The organism is Prevotella sp. oral taxon 317 str. F0108 (genome assembly GCF_000162415.1).
In the GTDB taxonomy this organism is placed as follows: Bacteria; Bacteroidota; Bacteroidia; order Bacteroidales; family Bacteroidaceae; genus Prevotella; species Prevotella conceptionensis.
Window position 1 is genome coordinate 118,428 of the sequence record NZ_GG740075.1, and the last position, 23,682, is coordinate 142,109.

Genomic DNA, 23,682 nt, shown 5'->3' on the forward strand with positions numbered 1-23,682 from the left:
ACAGATGTTGTGGCTCATTAAAAACCGTGGGCTCGACAAACCTAGACGAAACAATAAACCGACAGAGTTATTTGGATTGGTGACGAACCGCGAACGGCATATCCGGAAAGAAAGGATGTGAAACCCGAAAGGGCGAAAAACGACCTTTTACGCGCGCGCGTACCTTATATATAATAACAGCAGACAACTATAATTTAAACAATGCATAACTTAAACTTTTAAAAACTGAGAATGATGAAGCAGCTAATTAATGCGATGCCTCAAAGGATAGCCATGCTGGTGTGTGGACTTATCCTCTCCGTCTGTGCCTTTGCCCAGCAGATTGTGGTGAAGGGACATGTGAAAGATGCAACCGGAGAACCCATCACGGGTGCTACGGTGCGTGTCGCCGGACAAGAAGGCGGAGTGGTTACCGATATCGACGGTAACTTCAGCATCAACGCTAATGCAGGCGCCGAGGTTACGGTGTCGTACATCGGCTATTCCGATGCAAAGGCGCCAGCCAGTGCCAACATGGTTATCGTTATGAAAGACGATGCCGCCAAATCGCTGAACGAAGTGGTGGTGATTGGTTACGGCATGGTGAAGAAAAGCGACCTGACGGGGTCGGTAACGGCTTTGAAACCCGACTCGAAGAACAAGGGCCTTGTGGTTAACCCCCAAGACATGCTTTCGGGTAAGGTGGCTGGTGTGAACATTACGTCTGACGGCGGTGCACCTGGTGCAGGGTCGAGCATCCGTATTCGTGGAGGTTCGTCGCTAAACGCCTCTAACAATCCTCTTATCGTTATCGACGGAATTGCCATGGACCAAAATGGCGTACAGGGTTTGTCTAACCCCTTGTCGATGGTTAACCCCCAAGACATCGAGTCGTTCAACGTTTTGAAAGACGCCTCGGCCACGGCCATCTATGGTTCGCGCGGTTCTAATGGTGTTATTATCATCACCACGAAGAAAGGTCGCAAGGGTATGGCTCCGCAAGTGAGCTACAATGGTAGTGTAACCATTGGTGTTAAGAGCAACTCGCTCAAACTGATGAACGGCGATGAATATCGCGATTTCATTACGAAGAAATACGGAGCAGGCAGCGATGCCGCAAAGGCATTGGGCACAGCCAACACCGATTGGCAGAAAGAGATTTACCGTACGGCCGTGAGCCACGACCATAACGTAGCTGTGCAGGGTGCGATTAAGAACTTGCCTTACCGCGTGTCTGTGGGCTATACGGGACAACAAGGTATCCTTAAAACTTCCGATTTCCAACGTGTTACGGCAGCTTTGAACCTCAATCCTTCGCTTTTCGACGACCACCTGACGATGAACCTCAACGCCAAAGGAATGTTCGCCGAAACGAATTATCCTAACTATGCTGCCATTAACGATGCTTTCCGTTTCGACCCCACGCAAAACATTTACGATAACGCTAGCCCCCAGAGCAACAACTTCGCCGGTTATTTCCAGTGGCGTTCGCCAGGTGGTTTCCTCGATGACAAGAATTACGATTACGCCAACAACAACTTAGCTCCCACCAATCCTGTTGCCGCATTGGCATTGCATTACGAAAGAGCTTACAGTCGCTCGTTCGTGGGTAGTGCAGACATCGACTATAAGGTTCATGGCTTTGAAGACCTGCGCCTGCACCTTACCCTTGGCGCCGACGTTTCTGAGGGCACACAAAACAAACGCGTACCCCCCACTGCACCCGAAGCTTTCTATTATGGTAGCTATGGTTCGGCCAACAAGCTGAAACGCAATCTCTCGCTCAGCATGTACGCACAGTACTTCAAAGACTTCAATGAGAAACACCACTTCGACATCATGGCTGGTTACGAGTGGCAGCATTTCTGGCGTAACGAGACAAGTGATTATACTGGCTACTATGGCTCGGGTCATAAGTCGAAGGCTGGTCAAGAAACCCCGCACGTGCCTTATCACTCGCGCACCGAGAACTACTTGGTGTCGTTCTTCGGCCGTGCCAACTACACGTTGCTTAATCGTTACTTCTTTACGGCAACGGTGCGCGACGACGGTTCTTCGCGCTTTAAGAAACACTGGGCTTGGTTCCCGTCGTTCGCTTTCGCATGGAAGGCCAAGGAAGAAGGTTTCTTGAAAGACGTTAACGCAGTCTCAGACCTCAAGCTTAGGCTGGGTTGGGGTAAGACCGGACAGCAAGAAGGCATTGGTGACTATAACTATTTCGCCATCTACAACATCAACACGGGCACACAATCCTTCTATCCCATACTCGAAGATGGTAGGTTGGCCATGCCGCAGGCCTACGATCCGAACCTCACTTGGGAAACAACAACCACCTTCAATGTGGGCCTGGACTGGGGCATTCTTAACCAAAGACTTAGCGGAAGCATCGATTGGTACTACCGTAAGACCACCGACTTGCTCAACTTTGCACCCGCAGCAGCCGGTACGAACTTTGACAACCGCGTGAACACCAACATCGGCGCACTGCGCAATACGGGTGTCGAGGCTACGTTAAGTTGGAAAGCCATCCAAACGAAAGACTGGTATTGGACACTCGACTACAACGTAACCTTCAACCAAAACCGCATTACCGAACTGGTTGGCGCAAACTCTAAGCCCATAGAGACCGGCGCATCGATACACAGCGGGACGGGAAGAAAGATATTGGCATACGCCGTAGACCGTGCCGCTACTGCTTTCTATGTGTATCAGCAAGCTTACGATGCCAACGGAAAGCCCATTGAAGGCGCAGTTGTAGACCGCAATCAAGATGGTATTATTAACGATGACGACCGTTATTTCTACAAGCAAGCAGCCCCACCTGTAACGATGGGTCTCGCTTCGCGCCTTGAATATAAGAATTGGGACTTGGGCATGTCGTTCCGCGCAAGCATCGGAAACTACGTGTATAACGATGTTGAAGCCAGCCGAAGCGACATGAGTCAGCTGTGGGCACCAAGCGGATTCTTGGAGCAACGGCCTAAATCAGGCCTAGACTTGAACTGGCAAAGCAGCAAATGGACACAAAGCGACTACTTCGTGCATAACGCCTCGTTCTTGCGTTGCGACAACATCACTTTGGGTTACAGCTTCAACAATCTCATGAAGGCGGGCTCTTGGCACGGACTTAGCGGCCGTGTCTACGCCACTGCATCCAATGTTTTCACCATTACCAAGTATAAAGGGCTGGATCCCGAAGTGTTCAGCGGTCTCGACTATGAGCTATATCCCCGTCCCACCTCATTCATACTTGGATTGAGCTTGAATTTCTAACAATCCCAAAAGAGAAATTACAATGAAACGATATATTAAAAACATCCTTCCAGCAGCTGCGATGCTGCTCACCGTTGGGCTTTCTTCGTGTATAGGAGACCTCGACGTAACGCCTATTGACCCCAATAAGCGAACGGAACTGGACCCCGTAGCCTTGTTCAACCAATGCTATGCCAACTTGTCTATTGAGGGATTGGAAGGTCCCGGCAAGTCTATTGTTACTGCCGAAGACCCGGGTACGACGGGTTTGGTGCGCCAATATTTCAACACCAACGAATTAACCACCGACGAAGCCATCTGTTCGTGGAACGACCCAGGTGTGGCTACGATGAACACCAACGAGCAAGGATCCAGCAATGCCTTCCTTGCCATCTACTATAACCGCCTTTACGCGGGCATCTCTGTTTGCAACCACTACTTGGATGTGGCAGCAAACGTAGATGCTACGCGTACGGCCGAGGTACGTTTCTTGCGCGCATTGCAATTCTATTTGGCCATGGATGCCTTCGGAAATATAGCTCTGCCACTCACCGTTAGTGCCGAAAAGCCCGTGCAACGCACACGGGCCGAGGTGTATGCATGGCTCGAAAAAGAACTGTTAGAGATTGAACCGCTCTTGTCCGAGCCAAAGGCCAAGAAGTCTAGCGATGCTGGTTACGGTCGTGCAGATAAGGCTGCTGCCTGGATGTTGCTAACCCGCCTTTACCTCAATGCGGAGGTTTACAGCGGTACTCCACAGTGGCAGAAGGCTGCCGAGTATGCCGAGAAGGTGATAAAGTCGGACTATAAGCTCTTTACCGCAGGCACAACCAACTATTCTGCTTACCAAATGCTCTTTATGGGCGACAACGGCGAGAGCGGTGCCTCGGTAGAAGCAGTGCTGCCACTGCTGCAACAGGGAAATAAAACTGCTGCATACGGAAACACCACGTTTCTCATTTCATCAACCTACGAAAAAGATATGCCCGGTCATGGCATAAGTGGAGTTTGGGCAGGAAACCGTGCACGTCGCGAACTGGTACAGAAGTTCTTCCCTGGAGCTGTTCCCTCCGGAAACACAGCAACCATATTGAATGCCGCTGGCGATAAACGTGCTTTGTTCTTTGCAGTAGATCGTACGTTGGAAATATCCAACGACGATGCCATTAAGGACTTTAAAAAAGGCTATTCGGTAGTGAAGTTCACGGGCATAAAGAGCGACGGCTCGCCCACAACAGACACTGGCTACGCCGATACCGACTTCTTCTTCTTCCGTGTGGCTGAGGCTTACCTCGCATACGCTGAGGCAACGGCTCGCCTTAATGGTGGAAATGCCACAACACAAGGTATTGCCTATCTTAATGAGTTGCGCAAACGCTCGGGTGCTGCTGAACTCCGTGGCTTCTCGTTGCGCGAAATTCTCAACGAGCGTAGCCGCGAATTCTATTTTGAAGGTCAACGCCGCACCGACCTTATCCGTTATGGATACTTTGGTGGAGACAACAATTATATGTGGTCATGGAAGGGTGGAGCGCCTAATGGACGCACCTTCGACGTCCGTCGCAACATCTTCCCCTTGCCTGTTTCCGATCTCTCCGTTAATCCTAACTTGAAGCAGAACCCTGGATATTAAACCATTAATTCAGACAAACATGAATAAAATCATAAAAACATCCTTGATGCTGCTGGGCGGCATCTTTGTGATGGCAGCCTGTTCGGACGATAGGGACGATAACCCCACTATCAAAGTGCCGACAGCATTTAAGATGGAAACGCCTGCATTTGTGTCCTCGCAAGTGAATTTGAATAACGCTGCCCAATTTAATTTAGCATGGGAAAAGCCCGACTTTGGCTATTTTGCGAAGGTTAACTACACCCTTGAAGTGTCTAACACAGGCAAATTCACCGCATCGCTAGCTGATGAAGAGGCCGACCTTGATGGTAAAGTCGTAGCCGACTATGCGGAGGTACCCACCATCTTCCCCCTAAACAAGGCAACGATTACCAACGATGACTTGGCTCTGGCCGTTGTGCAAGTGGGGCATTGGGAAAAGCCCGAACAATTACCAGCCACGCAGAAGGTATATGTGCGCGTAAAAGCGACATTGCCAAATGTAGCTTCGCTGCACTCTAATGTGGTAGAATTCACTGTTATTCCTAAGTATGTGAAGTTGCCACCCAAAATTACCGATTGCTATCTCACAGGTAGTGAATATGGATGGGGCGGGACTTGGAAACCACTTACGCCAGTAAAAGACACCACAGGAAAGCAAGGTAAGGGTGTGCCCACCTTCTGGATGATGGCTTACTTCAAGGATGGTGAAGAGTTTAAGTTCGCTCCAAAACCTGCATGGGAAAATGACTTTGGCGCAGCTAACGCCACTATCACCGACCATGCAGGGGCTAGTCCCAGTGATGCAGGAGGCAATATTAAGATTGGCAAGGCTGGCTGGTACCTCGTTGTTGTTACAAATAATGGCGAAAGCCGTACAGTTAGTTTCGAAAAACCAGAAGTTTACCTACAAGGTCCTACAATAGGCAACTGGGATTGCAAGAAAGAAAACATGTTCACTGCGCCCACAACGGCCACTGGCGAGTTTGTTTCGCCCGCTTTCGTTGCTACGGATGAGGTTCGCATGTGCGTAAAACTTAAGGACTTCAACTGGTGGAAGAGTGAGTTTATCGTGAACAAAGCTGGCAGCATTGTTTATCGTGGCGAAGGTAACGACCCAGAAAAAATCACTGTAACAGCAGGTCAACGCTGTTACTTGAACTTCTCAACTGGTAAGGGTTCATACAAATAACGAGCTGTTTCGGCTAATACCGAACGGTCTATAATCTTTAACAAGGCCATATCCGAGCTCTCTTTGTGGGAGCTTGGGTATGGCCTTTGTTTGTTGTAGGGATGAAAAGTTGGTTTTGGCAGATGTTGTTGTGCATGAGTTTACGTTGCCAATTGTTCTGTTTTTCCTCTTCATGAGCCATTGCAATTAATCTAGTCATTAGCTATTAAGTAATAATCATGCAATGAAAGTATCTGTATTTTATGTTGTATAGCATAAATAGGAAAACAAAATAACAATAGGGGAAGAATTTAAGTAAAGAGTTTTATTTTCTTTTAGAAATATTTGCACCTTGTTTAATTAATGTGTACCTTTGCATCAGTTTAATGAATACGACCGATTTCCAAAACATTTGAAACGAAAACCGAAATAATCTACTGCATAGAAAACTGAAATGCCTTGTAAAGGGGGCGGCTTATGCCGCCCCCTTTCTTTTTTACTGTCTTGCTTTCTGTAAGTGGTGCATTTACAACGTTCTATTCCATATTTGCAAGATGTTGCGCGTTTAGGTTTTTAGGTTTTAGTAGCTGCTTTATAACTGCTTTTTCTGTGTGTGCGTGCAAGGGTAATGCTTGGCTTGCTTTCGCTATGTTGCGGCAAAGCAGATGTCGCATTTAGCAAATCTTGTGCCTAATTCAGCTGTTCGCATATTCATGTCCATTACGCCTACAATTGCATATCCTCCCAATTTTATTTCCGTTTTCTTTGCGTTATGTTTTTTTTACGCTATCTTTGCATCGCCTAGTGTGCTGCATCCCCCTTGTGCATGCCATGTTATGTCTACGTGGAGCGATGCTGAGCGGTGGGCAACTTGATAGTTATTGAATATGATTTTTTCGGCGAGTGGCTTGCGAAAAACATCTCGTGATGCGCCGCCTTAACATTAAAACTAATAATCCAATGAGTGCAACAGCAATCGTTATCATTGTAGTGGCCGTGTTGCTCCTGGTTTGGGGCGTGGCATTGTATAACAATTTGGTGAAACTTCGCAACAACCGCGAGAACGCCTTTGCCAATGTAGACGTGCAATTGAAGATGCGTCACGACCTTGTGCCGCAGCTTGTGGGCACGGTGAAAGGTTATGCCGCACACGAACAAAGCGTGTTTCAGCGTGTAACCGAAGCGCGCGCCGCTGCTATGGGGGCTACAAGCATAAACGACAAGATAGCCGCCGAGAATATGCTTACCAGTGCCTTGTCGGGTTTGAAGGTTTCGATGGAGGCTTATCCCGAACTGAAAGCCAACGCCAATTTCATGCAGCTGCAAACCGAACTGGCCGACATCGAGAACAAGCTAGCTGCGACTCGCCGTTTCTTCAATTCGGCCACGCGCGAACTTAACAATGCCGTGCAGACCTTCCCCTCGGTAATCTTTGCCAAGATGTTTGGTTTCCAAAAAGAGCCCATGTTCGAGATACCCGACAGTCAGCGCGCAGAAGTGGAGCGCGCACCCGAAGTTAAGTTCTAATCAACCCACGCCTTACAACGCATGAAGTACGTAGGAATGCAAACGCAGATTAGCCGCAACAACACGCTCAGCCTGTTGTTGTTGCTGCTCTTTCCCATCATCATCTTGGGTATGGTGTGGGTTTTCCTTGCCGTGGTCAACTATTTTGGTAACGGCTACTATGATGTCTATGGCGAGTTTCATCGCCAGTTAGACCTTCATGCCGTGTTAACAACCTTCGTCGAAGTGCTTCCGTGGGTTGTGGGCATCGTGGGCGTGTGGTTCCTGATAGCCTATTTCTTCAATGCAAGCATGATACAGCATGTGGTTCAGGCCAAACCGCTTACCCGAAAAGACAATGCGCGTGTGTACAACATCGTTGAAAACCTCTGCATGGCCTGCAACATGGATATGCCGGCCATCTATGTTGTCGACGACAACCAGCTAAACGCCTTCGCTAGCGGCATAAACAAGCGCACCTATGCCGTTACCGTAACCACAGGACTGTTGGATATGCTCGACGACGACGAACTGGCAGGTGTCTTGGCGCACGAACTAACCCACATACGCAATCGCGATACGCGCCTGCTTATCACCAGCATCGTGTTCGTTGGCATCGTCAGCACGGTGATGATGGTGGCTGCCCGTCTGCTTTACGGCTTTATGATTAGTGGCGGCTCGCACTCGCGCAGCAGCAGCAACAAAGACAATCGCAATGGCATGGCGGCCACGTTTATTGTGCTGGTTGTGGTGGTGATATGTGCGGCCATTGCCTATTTCTTCACCTTGCTCACGCGTTTTGCCATTTCGCGAAAGCGCGAATACATGGCCGATGCTGGCGGAGCAGAATTGTGCGGCAATCCTTTGGCATTGGCATCGGCATTAAGAAAAATATCCAGAAACCCTGGTTTGGACAGCGTTAACCGCGAAGACGTGGCTCAACTCTTCATCGTTCACCCCGATGAAATGGACCTTGGCTTGTTGGGATTTGTGGAAGGTCTGTTCAGTACGCACCCCGACCCAGAGAAACGCATTGCTATTCTCGAACAATTCTAGGCTTATTTTGAGTTTTTGAGTTTTTGAGTTCATGAGCTTTTGAGTTTATGAGTTCGTGAGTTTTTGAGTTCATGAGCTTTTGAGTTTATGAGTTCGTGAGCTTTTGAGCTTATGAGTTCGTGAGCTTTTGGGCTCATGAGCTTTTGAGCTTGTAAGTTCATGAACTTTTGGGTTTATGAGTTCATGATTTTTTGAGTTTATAAGTTTTTGGGTTCATAGGCTTTTGAGTTCATGATTTTTTGAGTTTGTGAGCTTTTGAGTTCATACGCTTTTTGAGTTCATGAGTTTTTGAATTTGTGAGCTTTTGAGTTCATACGCTTTTTGAGTTGATGAGTTTTTAAGTTTTTGAGCTTTTGAGTTCATGCGCTTTTTGAGTTGATGAGTTTTTAAGTTTTTGGGCTTTTGAGCCATACGCTTTTTAAGTTCAGGAGCTTTTGGGGTTCATCAGTTTTTGAGTTCATATTTTATTTGAGTTCATAAGCTTTTGTTTTCATTGTTTTTTTTGAGCTCATGAGCTTTTGAGTTTGCTGTTTTTTGAGTTCGCAAGTCCGTAAATTCATAGGTCTGTAAAGTTTCGCAGCCCTTCTGTCTTTGGCTTTTACCTGCGAAATAAGCTTGTAATCTCGTCGGCTTGTCAACTCGTTCCCTCGTCAGTTTGTCCTCTTGTCAACTCGTTTCCTTGTACTCTTGTTTCCTTCCCCTCTTGTTAACGCTTTCTCTCTTTCTCTCATAGCCTTGCCAACTTGTTAACTCGTCCTCTTGTTAACTTCTATTCTTGTCCTCTCGTTAACTTGTCAATTCGTTCTCTCGTCAACCGGGTTTTTGTCTTCTTTTCAGCAAGATTTTTAACATTATGAGTGCCTTTTTATCCACCAAGTGTCCACTTGGCTGCAAAAAATCGATTCTCGCGAGGGTTAGTTTTGATGCAAAACGGGCTAAGTTGTAAATGCAAACAAAATGAATATGCCTTGCATAAAACTGCAATTTGCACCAGTTATTGGACTATTTGCGACTAAATTAACTGCGATTTACCGCTAAATGCAGTGCATTTTGGTGCTAAACGCAGTGCATTTTGGTGCTAAACGCAACGCATTTTGGTGCTAAACGCAGTGCGTTTTGGTGCTAAATGCAGTGCGTTTTGATGCTAAACGAAACGCAAAAAGCTGCTAAATGCAGGGCGAAACGCATAAATATCCACGTAAAGCGATAGGCAAAACCTTTTCTAACCATTAAAAACATGGCTCAAAAGGTGCAAAATACCCATTAAAAAGTGGCATTTTAGGGGCTAAAAGTGGGTAATTGGACCTGAAAAAATACGAGATGGCAACCAAACTAGAAAGGCAAAGTGGTGCAAAATGCAGGTTATTTTCTTAAAATTGGACTAAAAGCTGAGCGGCGTAAGGCTGTAAAAACGGCTAATTGCATGCTTTTAGCCTGCTTTTTTCGCTAGAATGGGTTGGCGAACGAGGTATGTTTTGTAAAATATATCGTATCGTTTTAAGGTTTTTGAGGAGGTGAATTTGTGAGTTGTTAAGCTGATGAGTTTTGTGAGTTTCTGATTTGTTGTAGTCAAACAGAATTGGGTTTGGAAAGCTGGATGTGCATTGTCAGCAAATATATGTCCTCCTTTTCCTCTGCTCAAGGGGGTATTGGTGCCATGCTGCACACCTCTCATATTCTTCTAACAATAATCTTCCAACGGCAATTCTGTTAGACTATAAGTTCATAGGTTCATAAGTTTAATGCGTTGTTAAGCTTATGTGGTTTGTGCGTTAATAAGTTGTTAAGCTCATGAGTTTATGAGTTTGTGAGTTATTAAACCAATGAGGTTTGTGAATTTACGAGTTGTTAAAGTTCGCAGGTGCATAAGTTTGTAAGTCTATTCCCCGTTTTTAAACCGAGCATCTAATCGCATACCTCTGGCAAGAGCAGCGTTCTTCATTATCTCGCACCCGCACATCAACTCGCAAACAGGCAGCCGCCAAAGCCCGCCAATAGGCCAACCCGCAAGCCTATTCATCCAGAACGAATTGCAAAGACCAACTGTCAAATTCGCCTGCATACGCCCATACGGCATCCTCATGAAAGGGGAAAAACACCATTTACTTAGATTTTCTCTATTTTACTTGCCCTTATTAGGCTTATTTTGTGTATATTTGCAGTTCATAATCTTACAAACAAATTTATATTTAAAAAGCCATGCGATTAATAATAAAGGCAGATTATGACGGACTGTCCAATTGGGCAGCTGAACACGTCATTGAAAGTATTAACAAAGCAGCACCCACTAAGGAACGCCCCTTTGTGTTGGGATTGCCCACTGGCGGCACTCCCGTAGGCATGTACCAAGCTTTGGTAAAGGCATGCAAGGAGGGAAGGGTGTCGTTTAAAAACGTAGTTACGTTCAATATGGACGAATACGTGGGGCTGCCCGTTGAGCATCCCGAGAGCTACCACTCGTTTATGTACCGCAACTTGTTCGACCATATCGACTGTCCCAAAGAAAACGTGCACATCCTTAACGGCAATGCAGAAGACTGGGAGGCCGAATGTCGCCAATACGAAGAGGCTATCAAGGCCGCAGGAGGCATCGACTTGTTTATCGGCGGTGTGGGTGTAGACGGCCATTTGGCCTTCAACGAACCCGGTTCGTCGCTCACTTCGCGCACCAGGCGCATGCCCCTAACCCACGATACGCGTGTGGTTAACTCGCGTTTCTTCGATAACGACTTCGAAAAAGTGCCCCGTTTCTCGCTCACTGTGGGCGTAGGCACCGTTATGGATGCACGCCAAGTGATGGTTCTTATCAACGGACACGGTAAGGCCGGCGCTTTGCGCGATGCCGTTGAAGGCCCCGTTACGCAGATGCGCACCGTTAGCGCGCTGCAAATGCACGAAGATGCCATCATCGTTTGTGACGAAGCAGCCACCGACGAACTGAAAGTTGGTACTTACAAATATTTTAAAGACATAGAAAGGGCTTAACGAAATGAGACTTAATCTAAGTTCGGAAATCGTTCTAAACAAAATTCCCGAAGAATATTACAATCCTAAAAACGCCGTCGAACGCTCTGAAATAACACGCTGCGAAAAGATAAACACCGACATCTTCCCCAAGATTGAAGAAGGTGCCGAACACATCGCACGAGCCATCGAGGCCGAGATAAAATTTAAAAACGATCAAGGCAAGCTTTGCGTGTTGGGCTTGGGAACGGGCAATTCGCTAACGCCCGTGTTCGAAGAGCTTATCAAACGCCACAAGGAACATGGGTTGAGCTTTGCTCGCGTGGCTGTGTTCAACGCCTACGAGTATTTCCCGCTCAACGAAGGAAACCCACATAGCAGCATCAGCCAATTGCGCGAACGCTTTCTCGACCATGTGGACATCGCTCCCGAAAACGTGTTTACGCTCGATGGAACGGTGCCACAAGAGATGGTGAATAGCAGTTGCAAGCAGTATGAGCAGCGCATTGCCGACATGGGCGGCATTGATGTGATGTTGCTTGGCGTGGGTCGTATGGGCAATATCGCCACGAACGAACCCGGCAGTGTGCTTACTTCGGGCTCGCGCCTGATACTTATCGATGCCGTTTCGCGCGAAGAAATGACGTTGAGCTTTGGCTCTAAGGAGGCCGTTCCGCCCTGTTCCATCACTATGGGCATATCTACCATCCTCGGTGCACGTAAGATTTTCCTCACCGCTTGGGGCGAAGATAAGGCCGACATCATACAGAAAGCGGTGGAAGAGAAGATTACCGACGCGCTGCCCGCATCGTTCTTGCAGACGCATAAGGATGCCAACGTAGTCATCGACCTACCCGCGGCATCGCGCCTTACGCGCATTGTGCACCCTTGGCTGGTAACTTCTTGCCAATGGACAGACAAGCTTGTGCGTTCGGCTTTGGTGTGGTTGTGCCAGCTAACGGGCAAACCCATCCTCAAACTTACCAACAAAGACTATAACGAGAACGGTCTAAGCGAACTCTTGGCTTTGTACGGTTCGGCCTATAATGCCAACATCAAGATTTTTAACGACCTGCAACACACCATCACAGGATGGCCTGGCGGTAAGCCTAACGCCGACGATACCTATCGCCCAGAGCGTGCAACGCCTTATCCTAAGCGTGTGATTATCTTCTCGCCGCACCCCGACGACGATGTTATCTCTATGGGTGGAACGCTGCGCAGACTGGTTGAGCAGGGTCATGAGGTGCATGTGGCTTACCAAACATCGGGCAACATCGCTGTTGGAGACGAAGAGGTAACGCGCTTTATGCACTTTATCAATGGCTTTAACCAGCTTTTCGGTGGCGATGCAGATACCGTTATCAAGGATAAGTACCGCGAAATAAAGGCTTTCCTCAAAGAGAAGAAAGACAGCATTGGCGATACGCGCGACATTCTTACCATCAAGGGGCTTATCCGTCGCGGCGAGGCTCGCACGGCTTCAACGTATAACGACATCCCCTTAGAGCGTGTTCACTTCCTCGACTTGCCTTTCTACGAGTCGGGTAAGATAGAGAAACTGCCTATGGGCGAGGCCGATGTAAAGGTGGTTCGCGAGTTTATCCACGGCATTCAGCCGCACCAGATATACGTTGCAGGCGACTTGGCCGACCCACATGGCACGCACAAGAAGTGTACCGACGCCGTTTTCGCCGCCATTGACGAAGAGTTGAAGGCTGGCGAGAAGTGGCTCGACGACTGTCGTGTGTGGATGTACCGTGGCGCTTGGGCCGAATGGGAAATCGAAAACATCGAAATGTGTGTGCCCATGAGCCCCGAAGAGTTGCGCGCTAAACGCAATTCCATCCTCAAACATCAGTCGCAAATGGAGAGCGCGCCTTTCTTGGGCAACGACGAACGCCTATTCTGGCAGCGTTCGGAAGACCGAAACCGCGGCACTGCTGCACTATACGATAAGCTTGGCTTGGCTTGTTACGAGGCTATGGAGGCCTTCGTTGAGTATAAGTTCAAGGAGATGTAGCGGATAAAAAGGGGAGGAGGAGTTACTAGTTAACAAGTAGACGAGTTGACAAGCTAACCAATTAGCACGTTGACGAGTTGGCGAGTTGACACGTTAACCATTCGCCCTCACCATACAGACAATACCATTTAAATCCCCGTTGGACTTATTCTTGCGGTGCGTTTGCACCTGTGCAGCGTGTTTAAGAATAAACCCAATGGGGATTTTGCCTAATCTAAACGATCATATTATCATCATGGAAGAAAAGAATTTGCTCCAACTGGTGTCGCATTTCGACGTGAACGGCACCGTTAAGAGCGTGAAACCATTGGGAAACGGACTGATTAACGACACCTATAAGGTGACGATGAACGAACCGAACGCTCCCTGTTACGTGTTGCAACGCATCAATAATGCCATCTTTAAAGATGTGGAACTGCTGCAACGAAACATCGAAACCGTTACCGCGCACTTGCGAAAGAAACTGGAAGAGCAGGGCGCAACCGACATCGACCGCCGCGTGCTGACCTTCATCAAGGCCGAAACGGGCAAGACTTATTGGCGCGAAACCGATGATACTTATTGGCGAATGATGCTGTTTATACCCGACGCCTATACATACGAGACGGTGAACGAAGAATATTCGCATGCCGCTGGTTTGGCTTTCGGACAGTTCGAGGCCGCCCTTGTAGACCTCCCCGCGCAGTTGGGAGAAACAATTCCCGATTTCCACAACATGGAATTGCGTGCCCGACAGCTGAAAGATGCCGTGCAGAAAGACCCCGTTAAGCGCCTTTCTGTGGTGCACGACATTGTTGAGGAGCTTAATAACAACATGGAAGAGATGTGCAAAGCCGAACGGCTTTACCGAGAAGGCAAATTGCCTAAGCGCATCTGCCACTGCGATACCAAAGTAAACAACATGCTGTTTGATGCCGATGGCAACATCCTTTGTGTTATCGACCTCGACACGGTGATGCCAAGCTTTGTGTTTTCTGATTATGGCGACTTCCTACGCACTGGCGCAAACTACACCGCCGAAGACGATCCCAACCTGGCCAACGTGGGTTTCAACATGCCTATCTTTAAGGCTTTCACCAAGGGTTACTTAACTTCGGCAGGCGCATTCCTCACACCCATCGAACGCGAAAACTTGCCTTTCGCAGCCAAACTCTTCCCCTTTATGCAGTGTGTGCGTTTCCTTACCGATTATATCAACGGCGACGAGTACTACAAAATAAAGTATCCCGAACACAATCTCGACCGTGCTAAGAACCAATTGGCACTGTTCAACAGCGTTTGTTCGCACGAAGAAGAGATGCAACGCTTTATTGCCGAATGCTAAATCATTGTGGCTAGGGCCTAATAAAGGTGCAACCAAAGGGCTGCATCCCTGTTGGGCCGTGGCCAATTACACCCTAACACCAATTTCCAAAGCATGAATAACTATCTTGTAAAGTCCATTTCTGCCAGCGATGTAAAGGCCGAAAACGTGCCATCGCTGCTCGATAAGGCCGAAATTCCCTTTGAAACCATCGACAATGTTAATTGGGCAGAGGCCTTTCCTTGCAAGCCCAACGTGGCGTTTCGCATGGCTTATGCCGGCGATAAGATACTGCTAAACTTCCAAGTAGAAGAAGATAGCGTGCGTGCCGTTGCCCCCGAAGACAACGGGCGCGTGTGGGAAGACTCGTGTTGCGAGTTCTTTGTCAGTCCTACTGACGATGGAACGTATTACAATGTCGAGTGTAATTGCGCAGGAACACTCCTTGTTGGTTTCGGTCCTGGCCGCGAAGGGCGGCAGCATTTGCCCGCAGACGTGTTGCAAAAGGTTGGCCGATGGTCGTCATTAGGTCGTCAACCATTCGACGAAAGGGTGGGGAAGTGCCATTGGCAGATGGCCTTGGTCATTCCCACAAGCCTTTTTATGCACCACCCCAACTTGCAATTGCAGGGCAACGAGATGCGTGCCAACTTCTATAAATGTGGCGATAAGATGCAAAAGCCCCACTTCTTATCGTGGAACCCCATCGCTTTGCCCAAGCCCGACTTCCATTGTCCGCCCTTCTTCGGCACCATTTCTTTCGCTCGTTAACCCCTCTTCGCCCCCTCCAATCAACGAATATGTCCAATACCACACAAGCTTGGCAACCCGACGAAAGCCAACAACGGGTGATAAACCTGCAACAGGGCATTCACCTTGTGTTGGCTCCGCCAGGTTGCGGAAAAACACAAATACTTACCGAACGCGTGCGCTTGGCTCGTAAAAACGGAGTGAACTACGCCGACATGCTGTGTCTTACCTTCACAAACCGTGCTGCACGCGGTATGGTAGAACGCATAAAGGCCAACATCGACGATGTTGCCGCGGCCGAAGTGTACGTAGGCAACGTGCATCGCTTTTGTTCGCGCTTTCTATACGACAACGGATTGATTGCCGCCGAAACGTCGGTTATCGACGACGATGATGCCCTGAGCATCCTTGCACGCTACACCGAGGAAGACGAAATGAAGGTGGCCGAAAGCTTTAAACGCCGGCACGACTACTTTGAAATTATCTTCTTGTCGCACCTGATGCACCAAATTGCGCAAGCACATCCCAAAAACTTGCGCCTACACGCCGACTGCTTGTCGGCCGAAGACGTGCACGCCATGCGCAAGTTGTGCGAACTGAACCGCATAGACTTCACGCCGCAGGCCATGACCGACATCTACTTGCACGCCTCCACTTACGAAACCATGTTGCAGGGCGCACAGATAGACTACGCCGCACTTTGTCTTGTGGTGGCCCTTTTGCGCAAAATGAAGTTCGCCAAGCAATACGAAGACTACAAACGAGAGAACAAACTGGTTGATTTTGAAGACCTACTGCTCCTTACTTATGATGCACTAGTGGCCGATGTAACGGGCGTTTATCGGCGATATGCTTGGTTGCAGGTAGACGAAGTGCAAGACCTTAACCCCCTGCAACTAGCCATTGTCGATGCGCTAACGGCCAAAGAAAACCCCACGGTGATGTTTCTGGGCGACGAACAACAGGCCATTTTCTCCTTTATGGGGGCGAAACTAGACACGCTTAACCAACTTAGGCGGCGTTGCGGAGCCCATGTTCACCACCTCTCTGTTAACCATCGTTCGCCAAAATACTTGCTCAACGTGTTCAACACCTACGCCAAAGCCATGCTCAACATCGACGAACGACTGCTACCCGAGGCCGACAACAGCGACATGGGCACAGGAAACGAACTGCAAGTGGTAAGCAGTAATGTGTTGGACACCGAGTATAAGGACGTGGCAAGGCTGGCAGGAAACCTGCAAACACAAAGTCCCAACGAAACAACGGCCATCATTGTAAACGCCAATCGCGATGCCGACGACCTTAGTCGCGCACTTCATGCGCAGGGGCTGAGCCATTTCAAGGTGTCGGGACAAGACCTCTTCGCCTCGCCAGAGGTAAAGCTACTCTTCGCCCACCTTAACATATTGGCCAACGCTCACAACTTTATAGCTTGGGCTAGGCTGCTAAAAGGCTTGCGTGTATTTGAAGGTAACGCTGCCGCACGCAACTTTGTGCAAGCCCTTTTGCGCTGTGCCATGCTGCCAACCGACCTGCTTTCGGCCGATAAACCTAGTTATATCGAGCGTTTCGCCCATTGTTTCGATACCGAAGAGATAGTGGTTTTCGACACCGAAACCACGGGTCTGAACGTCTTTGAAGACGACATCGTGCAGATTGCGGCCGTGAAAATGCGTGCAGGATGCGTGGTGGAGGGGGCTGCTTTCAACGTTTTCATCAAGACAGAACGCCCCATTCCTGCCATGCTTGGCGACATTCCCAACCCCATTGTGGCCGAATTGCAGCACAACACCTGTCTGCCTGCCGCACAAGCCCTGCAAAGCTTTATGCAATATGTGGGCAACAGCATGCTGTTGGCTCACAATGCCGACTTCGATTACAACATTCTCCGCTTTAATTTGCAACGCTATTGCCCCTCGATAGACCTGCACGCCACCCATCCCACATACTTCGATTCGCTCAAAATCATTCGGTTGCTCCAACCTGGACTCAAACAATACAAGCTTAAAGCCTTGCTCGAAGTGCTGCATTTGGAAGGAACAAACTCGCACTTGGCCGATGAAGACGTGCAAGCCACGGTGAGCTTGGTGGGCTATTGCAGGCAAAAGGCAGCCGAGATGATACCTGCCCAGCAGCAATTTCTGGCTCGTCAGCGCGTGCAACATTGTGCCGCAGTGTTTCGCCAACGTTATGCCGAGCTTTTCAATGCCCACTATGCACGGCTCTATTGCGTGCCTATCGAGGATTCAAAGCCAGCCTTAGTACAGGTGATAAACGATTTCTACACCTTCCTTCTCGAAGAAAACCACATCCAACCCGTGCCCAACATCGCCTATGTTGAGGCCTATTTGCAGGGCAACATGCTTGCCGGCGACGAGGCACAAGCCTTGGTTCAGCAACTGCAAGCCCACATTATGGAGCTGAACACCTTGAAAGAGGCCGACCTTTGCGGTAGCGGTTTCATTGCCGAACGCATCTACGTAACCACCATTCACAAGGCTAAGGGGTTGGAGTTCGACAATGTGCTGATATTCGATGCCGTAGATGGGCGTTATCCCAACTTCTATACGCGCACCGATGAGCGGCAAACAAGCGAAGATGCGCGCAAGTTTTACGTGGCCATGACACGGGCCAAGCGGCGCCTTTTCGTGTCGTGGGCACTGTCGCGCGAGGCATACAACGGCACGTCGCGCCCCTGCGAGTTAACCCCTTTCATGCGGCCTGTGCTGCATCTCTTTGCAGGCGGCTAGTCTTACGATGTCTTTTTCCACTTTATTTTTCATTCAAACACACACTCATACCATATCATAATATATGCGAGCAAAACTGCTTATTCTTGCCTTTTTAGCCCTTGTAATTGTTGGTTTTGCCATTCCCACCATGCCTGGGATATGGCGAACGGCCAAGCTTGCCGATGGCAGAGAGGTGCAGCTTGAACAAGTGGGCGACGAAAACCTGCACTATTGGCGCGATGTTCGTGGCGTTTGCTATAACGTAGACGATGAGGGCGTGGCCACACCCATCGCCAATATCGGGGCGGTAAGGGCGAAAGCGGCCACCCGAATTGCACAAAACAACGCTCGCCGCGCTGCTGCCGCCACTCGCACGGTAGGCATTTCGCGCCGACATGTGGGCAAACGCAAGGGGCTTATCGTGCTGGTTAACTTCACCGACGTGCGTTTTCAGCCTGCCCACACCAAGTCTTTGCTTTCGCGGATGGCCAACGAGGAGGGCTTTACCTATAAAGACGGACACCGCGGAAGTCTGCACGACTACTTTAAAGACCAAAGTAACGGTCTGTTCCATCTCACTTTCGATGTGGTAGGCCCCATTCAGCTGCGCCACAACATGGCGTATTATGGCAAAGATACGCTCGATTGGCGTGGTTCGCGCAGCGATGTGCGGGCCGGGCAGATGGTGGCCGAGGCTTGTTTGGCCATTAAAGACTCCGTGAACTTTCGCGATTACGACTGGGATGGCGACAACGTAGTCGACCAAGTGTTGGTTATCTATGCCGGTTATGGGCAGGCATCGGGTGGCGGCAGCAACACCATTTGGCCACACGAGTGGGCTTTGCAATACTCCGATTACGGTAGGGTGTTGCGGATTGACGGCCATCCGTTGATTAATACCTACGCATGCAGCAACGAGTTAAACCCTAATTCCACCAGTTTGGGCGGCTTTGGAACGGCTTGCCACGAGTTTACGCACTGCCTGGGACTGCCCGATATGTACGACACTTCGGGGAAAGAAAGTCTTGGTATGGGCTTTTACGACCTGATGAGTGCTGGCAATTACAATGGCGAAGGTTATGTTCCAGCGGGCTATACTAGCTACGAAAAGATGTTTGTGGGCTGGTTAACGCCCCAAGAACTAACGCGCGACACCACCATTACAGGCATGAAACCGCTAAGCGAGCATGGCGAGGCGTTCATTATACGCAACGATGCCAATGCCGATGAGTATTATTTGTTGGAGAATAGGCAACGAAGTGGTTGGGATTCGCACTTACCTGGCGAGGGCTTATTGGTGCTCCATGTGGACTTCGACCAAATGGACTGGCTGACCAATCGTGTAAATGCCAACCCCCAACATCAGCGTTGCACCCTTGTTCCGGCCGATAATCGCCAACGAAAGATATTGAGTGCGCAAGACAGCATACCCTATCCGCAAGCCGGAAACGATAGTCTTACGGCCACATCGCTACCTGCGGCCTCGGTTTTTACCTCTGGTCTTGACGAAAGTTACAGGCTAAACAAGTCGGTGTTGGGTATTAAAATCAACGGCGAAGGCAACGCCTCGTTCGCCTTCCGCATAGACAACTTGCGCCCAAAAGGTTTAAAGGGCGACACGCTGTTTTACGAATCGTTCGACAGTTGCGACGGCAAGGGCGGCAACGACGGACGGTGGGGTGGCTATATTGGTGCTGGTAAATTCAAACCCGACCACCAAGACTGGCGTTTCTCGGTACCCGAGGCCACGTCGGCAGGTAGTCGTTGTGCCCTGATTGGTTCGAGTACGAAGTACGGCATTGTTGAAAGCACCCCCTTGTTTTACGTTGAAGATGGCAGCACCATTAGCTTTAAGGCTGCCGCATGGAACAACGAGGAGGGTAGTTTAACTGTGCTTAGCCTCAATCCAAAGGTACAACTGTCTGAAACCAGACTCAAATTGCCCAACCGATCATGGCAAACCTTCACACTTACCGTTAAGGGCAGCGGTTTGTTACGTCTCAGTATGCGTAATGGTCAGCGCCGTTTCTTCCTCGACGAACTGCTGGTTAAGCGCCCTGCCACAACCTCTATCACCAACATTCCCACAGCCCGTCCCGCCCCTCGCGCCACCTCTGACCGCATATATAGCCTTGATGGAATGTATCTTGGCACCAATATAGATGCGCTAAGCAAGGGTGTATATATAGTGGATGGTAAGAAAGTGGTGAAATAGGAATGGCAATTAGCCTCACCCCCAGCCCCTCTCCAAGGGGAGAGGGGAGTGATATGCCTTGTTGCGATGGTGCATTTGGGGTCTGTTGCCTGTTTCTAGTGGGCGATGGTCTATACGCTTTTTTGGGGGGATGTGCCACTTACAGGTGCGTAAATAACGAAGTAATGATGTTTCTTGAACAATATAAACGATGATGAAAAAAGCAATTTTACTTGCCTTTTGGGGCATTTTCATAGCATGGGGAGAGGTGTTGGCGCAATCTAAGACGGTGATTTGCGATGCCGTAAGCAAGGCGCCAATTCCGTATGTCAATGTTTTTAAGGCCGAAGATGGTAAATTTCGTGGCACAACAAGCGACGAAAAGGGCGTGGCAATAGTAAACTTTCCCTTTCGCCAACTCTCCGTTAGTCATGTTAGTTACGCCTCGTGTACACTCACTGTCTTGCCCGATACCGTCTTTCTTACGCCCAAAGAGCGGCTTTTAGGCGAGATCGTGGTTGGCAATGCTGAGCCGCAATGGATTCGTAGCTTTCTAGAAAAGTTCGTATTAAAGAAGAAAAGCACATATCGAACTGTGCGAAAGAACTTCAATTACAGCTATCAGACGCGAAACACCAGTGACAGCAGCGGCTATTGGTTTGAGAATTCGGGTGTGATATGTGTGCCTGCCGCCACAGAAAAAAGGCTCTTTACGATTAAACCCACTATTGGTTACATTCATTTCAAAGATAAAACGGCAGGTTGCGACTTTGCCAATATGAAACGGATGGTTTATCATGACTTTGTAGACGAATTGGATGGGAAGTTCATTAAGCACCATTTGTTTCAGGTGAACGATGCTTTCAGCAGCCCTAACAAAAACATTGTTCAGCTTTACTTCAAGTCGGTGAAGTATGGTAGTGAGGATAAAGGCTACATTACTGTTGATACGGCGCAATGCCAAGTGCTTTCTGTTGTGCGCAATATGGGTCTAAGTTACAACGTAGACAATAACACCAATAGCTTTACTCGCAGTGCATTTGGCCTGCTTATGGGGTGGAAATATGCCAAATGGGTTGTTCAACAGTCGTCAACATACCATGTTTCCGATGCTGGCTGTAACCTGTCGTCGTGCAGATACAAAGCTTACATTCTCGCCGAATCGAAGAAAGGCAAGTACGCAGGTACTAAGTTCGACTCTTCTGAGGCAGAAATAACGTTCACGCCGACAGGCGATGGCATTGCTCCCCCGTTCCTTACACTCCCCGAACCTTGGTATATGAAGTTGATAATTACAAGGAAAGAGCGGCAGGCCGAGGAACAATTGCAGGGAATAGAGAAAGAATACGTTGTGTATTAGGGGTATTATGTAGAGGCCTGTGTTTCTTGTTGTTTTGTAGGTGTTGGCAAAATGCTAGGCCACATGATTGTTTGCATTAATGATGGTGCAACTTTTACTTTCCTTTCTCCTTTGAACAACGTTGTTGTTGCCTTTGGGGGATTTGCAATCCCCCTTTGAATGCTGGCCATTAAAGACCAGGTAAAAACCTCTTTTGAAGTTTGGCAAGAGAACAAACGCTTTGCAAAACCATTCCTGTTAGGCCACAACCCGCAACCTCATTAATTTATAAAGCTGCCAACTTACAAGCTTATTAAACCTAAAACTCCAAAACCTCACAAGCTTATGCACTCATAAATCCCACTGACTCACTACCTAATAAACTCATAAACTTGCAACCTCACCAACTCTCAACCTATCAACTCACCAACACATAACCTATCACCTCACCAACTCACAACCTACCACCTCACCAACTCATAAACCAATAACCTTACCAACTCACAAACTAATAACCTCACCAACTCTCCACCTTATAAAGTTAAAATAAGTAACAAACTTTTACAAAAGGTGTGTTATTTACCACTCCATTCTAGCGAAAATAGAGGGTTAAAAGCATGCTATTGGGTACATTTTTTAGTTTTACTGGTTTCTTTTTTATCCCGTTTTGGGGGGAGTTACCTGCATTTTGCACCATTTTGCCTTTCTAGTTTGGTTGCCAACTCATAATTTTTCAGGTCCAAAAACTCACTTTTAGCCCCTAAAATCATACTTTTTAACGACTATTTTGCCCTTTTGAGCCATGTGTTTCATGGTTCGAAAGGGGTTTATTTATACAATTGCGGTGTATTTTTATGCTTATCGCCTCCTGTTTAGCCGCATTTTACCCTGCGTTTTGCACCATTTTACCTTGCGTTTTGCACCAAAACGCACTGCATTTAGCACCAAAACGCACTGCGTTTTGCGGCATATTGCATTGCATTTTGCGGCAAAATGCACTGCATTTAGTAGCAAATAGCCTAAAAACTGGTGTAAATGGCAGTCGTTCCAAATAAATATTCATTTTGCCAACATCTACAACTAACCCCTTTTTGCATCAAAACCAACCCATGCGAGAATCGATTTTTTGCGGTGGGGCGGGAACTTGGTGAACAAAAAGGGCACTCACGATGTTAAAATTCTTGCTGAAAAGAAGACAAATCGTTATTTCTTCGCTACTCTATGTTGGCAACTCCATTTTGTCCTTCGTTTCCTAATGTGAAGGTGGGAGGCTGAAAAACAGCGTGACTAGACCCCATAACAGCCAACAACAAGTGGGCTGTTGTGGCCAATTATTGCTGGTTTGACTAAGAAGAAAGGTGTGGCACGCAACGCAGGATTTTTGAAAAGGGGAATGTCGCTGTACGCTAGTAGGTTTGAAAGTGGTGAGGCGTGTTGGGCTTATGGGAACTTTGTTCGCTGTATCGACATCTTTTTATCCTCCAACATGCAACTTTTATGCCCTTCCAAACGTCTAATAATAAACAAAAAACATACGTAAGATGAATACAAATAAAGGAATATATCGGTCAAGAGACCGCAAGATAGCAGGTGTTTGTGGGGGCATCGCCAAGTATTTCGACTGGGATGTCACATTGGTTCGCCTAGTTTACGCCCTCGCCACCTTTACCACAGCCTTCTCTGGCGTGTTGGTTTATCTTGTTGCGTGGGCTGTTGTACCCAGCGAAGAGTTTGACCCACGACAGCAAGAATAGGTCTTTGACGAATCGGAACACCACAAAAGCGTTTTAAATTACTC

The 23,682-nt window shown here is 48.3% G+C and carries 13 protein-coding genes; all 13 read left to right on the forward strand.

Annotated elements, in window-relative coordinates:
- Nucleotides 1-231 precede the first annotated feature (231 nt).
- The 13 genes from HMPREF0670_RS11880 to HMPREF0670_RS11945 all read left to right on the forward strand — a co-directional run bounded on the left by HMPREF0670_RS11880 (nt 232) and on the right by HMPREF0670_RS11945 (nt 23,638).
- Nucleotides 232-3,252, forward strand: coding sequence for a SusC/RagA family TonB-linked outer membrane protein (locus tag HMPREF0670_RS11880; RefSeq protein ID WP_044078236.1), 3,021 nt, complete (start codon nt 232-234; stop codon nt 3,250-3,252).
- Nucleotides 3,253-3,274: 22 nt separating this feature from the next.
- On the forward strand, nt 3,275-4,864 hold the full coding sequence (locus HMPREF0670_RS11885) for a RagB/SusD family nutrient uptake outer membrane protein (protein ID WP_009231402.1): 1,590 nt from the start codon (nt 3,275-3,277) through the stop codon (nt 4,862-4,864).
- Nucleotides 4,865-4,883: 19 nt separating this feature from the next.
- Nucleotides 4,884-6,035: a SusF/SusE family outer membrane protein gene (locus HMPREF0670_RS11890; protein ID WP_009231403.1), complete on the forward strand. Its 1,152-nt coding sequence runs from the start codon at nt 4,884-4,886 to the stop codon at nt 6,033-6,035.
- Between the two features lie 939 nt (nt 6,036-6,974).
- A complete protein-coding gene (locus HMPREF0670_RS11895; RefSeq protein ID WP_009231404.1) occupies nt 6,975-7,541 on the forward strand; it encodes a LemA family protein in 567 nt (188 codons plus the stop codon).
- Nucleotides 7,542-7,562: 21 nt separating this feature from the next.
- Nucleotides 7,563-8,576 (forward strand): M48 family metallopeptidase, encoded by a 1,014-nt coding sequence (locus HMPREF0670_RS11900; RefSeq protein WP_009231405.1) that lies wholly within the window; start codon nt 7,563-7,565, stop codon nt 8,574-8,576.
- Nucleotides 8,577-10,775: 2,199 nt separating this feature from the next.
- Entirely contained in the window at nt 10,776-11,561 is a 786-nt protein-coding gene (nagB, locus tag HMPREF0670_RS11910) for a glucosamine-6-phosphate deaminase (protein WP_009231406.1), read from the forward strand.
- Nucleotides 11,562-11,565: 4 nt separating this feature from the next.
- Nucleotides 11,566-13,563: a glucosamine-6-phosphate deaminase gene (locus HMPREF0670_RS11915; protein WP_009231407.1), complete on the forward strand. Its 1,998-nt coding sequence runs from the start codon at nt 11,566-11,568 to the stop codon at nt 13,561-13,563.
- Nucleotides 13,564-13,798: 235 nt separating this feature from the next.
- Nucleotides 13,799-14,887: a phosphotransferase enzyme family protein gene (locus HMPREF0670_RS11920; RefSeq protein WP_009231408.1), complete on the forward strand. Its 1,089-nt coding sequence runs from the start codon at nt 13,799-13,801 to the stop codon at nt 14,885-14,887.
- 93 nt (nt 14,888-14,980) lie between these two features.
- Entirely contained in the window at nt 14,981-15,637 is a 657-nt protein-coding gene (locus tag HMPREF0670_RS11925) for a carbohydrate-binding family 9-like protein (protein ID WP_044078238.1), read from the forward strand.
- A gap of 29 nt (nt 15,638-15,666) precedes the next feature.
- Nucleotides 15,667-18,369 carry a 3'-5' exonuclease gene (locus HMPREF0670_RS11930; RefSeq protein ID WP_009231410.1) on the forward strand — a complete coding sequence of 901 codons (2,703 nt, stop codon included), beginning with the start codon at nt 15,667-15,669 and terminating at the stop codon, nt 18,367-18,369.
- A 64-nt stretch (nt 18,370-18,433) separates the two neighbouring features.
- Nucleotides 18,434-20,566, forward strand: coding sequence for a M6 family metalloprotease domain-containing protein (locus HMPREF0670_RS11935; RefSeq protein WP_044078239.1), 2,133 nt, complete (start codon nt 18,434-18,436; stop codon nt 20,564-20,566).
- A 190-nt stretch (nt 20,567-20,756) separates the two neighbouring features.
- Complete coding sequence (locus tag HMPREF0670_RS11940) at nt 20,757-21,905, forward strand: hypothetical protein (protein WP_009231412.1); 1,149 nt, start codon at nt 20,757-20,759, stop codon at nt 21,903-21,905.
- A gap of 1,520 nt (nt 21,906-23,425) precedes the next feature.
- Nucleotides 23,426-23,638, forward strand: coding sequence for a PspC domain-containing protein (locus HMPREF0670_RS11945; protein WP_009231413.1), 213 nt, complete (start codon nt 23,426-23,428; stop codon nt 23,636-23,638).
- The last annotated feature ends 44 nt before the right edge of the window (nt 23,639-23,682 follow it).

Coding starts and splice junctions, on each gene's coding strand:
- HMPREF0670_RS11880 (WP_044078236.1), top strand. CDS start 232: ATGATGAAGCAGCTAATTAATGCGATGCCTCAAAGGATAGCCATGCTG.
- HMPREF0670_RS11885 (WP_009231402.1), top strand. CDS start 3,275: ATGAAACGATATATTAAAAACATCCTTCCAGCAGCTGCGATGCTGCTC.
- HMPREF0670_RS11890 (WP_009231403.1), top strand. CDS start 4,884: ATGAATAAAATCATAAAAACATCCTTGATGCTGCTGGGCGGCATCTTT.
- HMPREF0670_RS11895 (WP_009231404.1), top strand. CDS start 6,975: ATGAGTGCAACAGCAATCGTTATCATTGTAGTGGCCGTGTTGCTCCTG.
- HMPREF0670_RS11900 (WP_009231405.1), top strand. CDS start 7,563: ATGAAGTACGTAGGAATGCAAACGCAGATTAGCCGCAACAACACGCTC.
- nagB (WP_009231406.1), top strand. CDS start 10,776: ATGCGATTAATAATAAAGGCAGATTATGACGGACTGTCCAATTGGGCA.
- HMPREF0670_RS11915 (WP_009231407.1), top strand. CDS start 11,566: ATGAGACTTAATCTAAGTTCGGAAATCGTTCTAAACAAAATTCCCGAA.
- HMPREF0670_RS11920 (WP_009231408.1), top strand. CDS start 13,799: ATGGAAGAAAAGAATTTGCTCCAACTGGTGTCGCATTTCGACGTGAAC.
- HMPREF0670_RS11925 (WP_044078238.1), top strand. CDS start 14,981: ATGAATAACTATCTTGTAAAGTCCATTTCTGCCAGCGATGTAAAGGCC.
- HMPREF0670_RS11930 (WP_009231410.1), top strand. CDS start 15,667: ATGTCCAATACCACACAAGCTTGGCAACCCGACGAAAGCCAACAACGG.
- HMPREF0670_RS11935 (WP_044078239.1), top strand. CDS start 18,434: ATGCGAGCAAAACTGCTTATTCTTGCCTTTTTAGCCCTTGTAATTGTT.
- HMPREF0670_RS11940 (WP_009231412.1), top strand. CDS start 20,757: ATGATGAAAAAAGCAATTTTACTTGCCTTTTGGGGCATTTTCATAGCA.
- HMPREF0670_RS11945 (WP_009231413.1), top strand. CDS start 23,426: ATGAATACAAATAAAGGAATATATCGGTCAAGAGACCGCAAGATAGCA.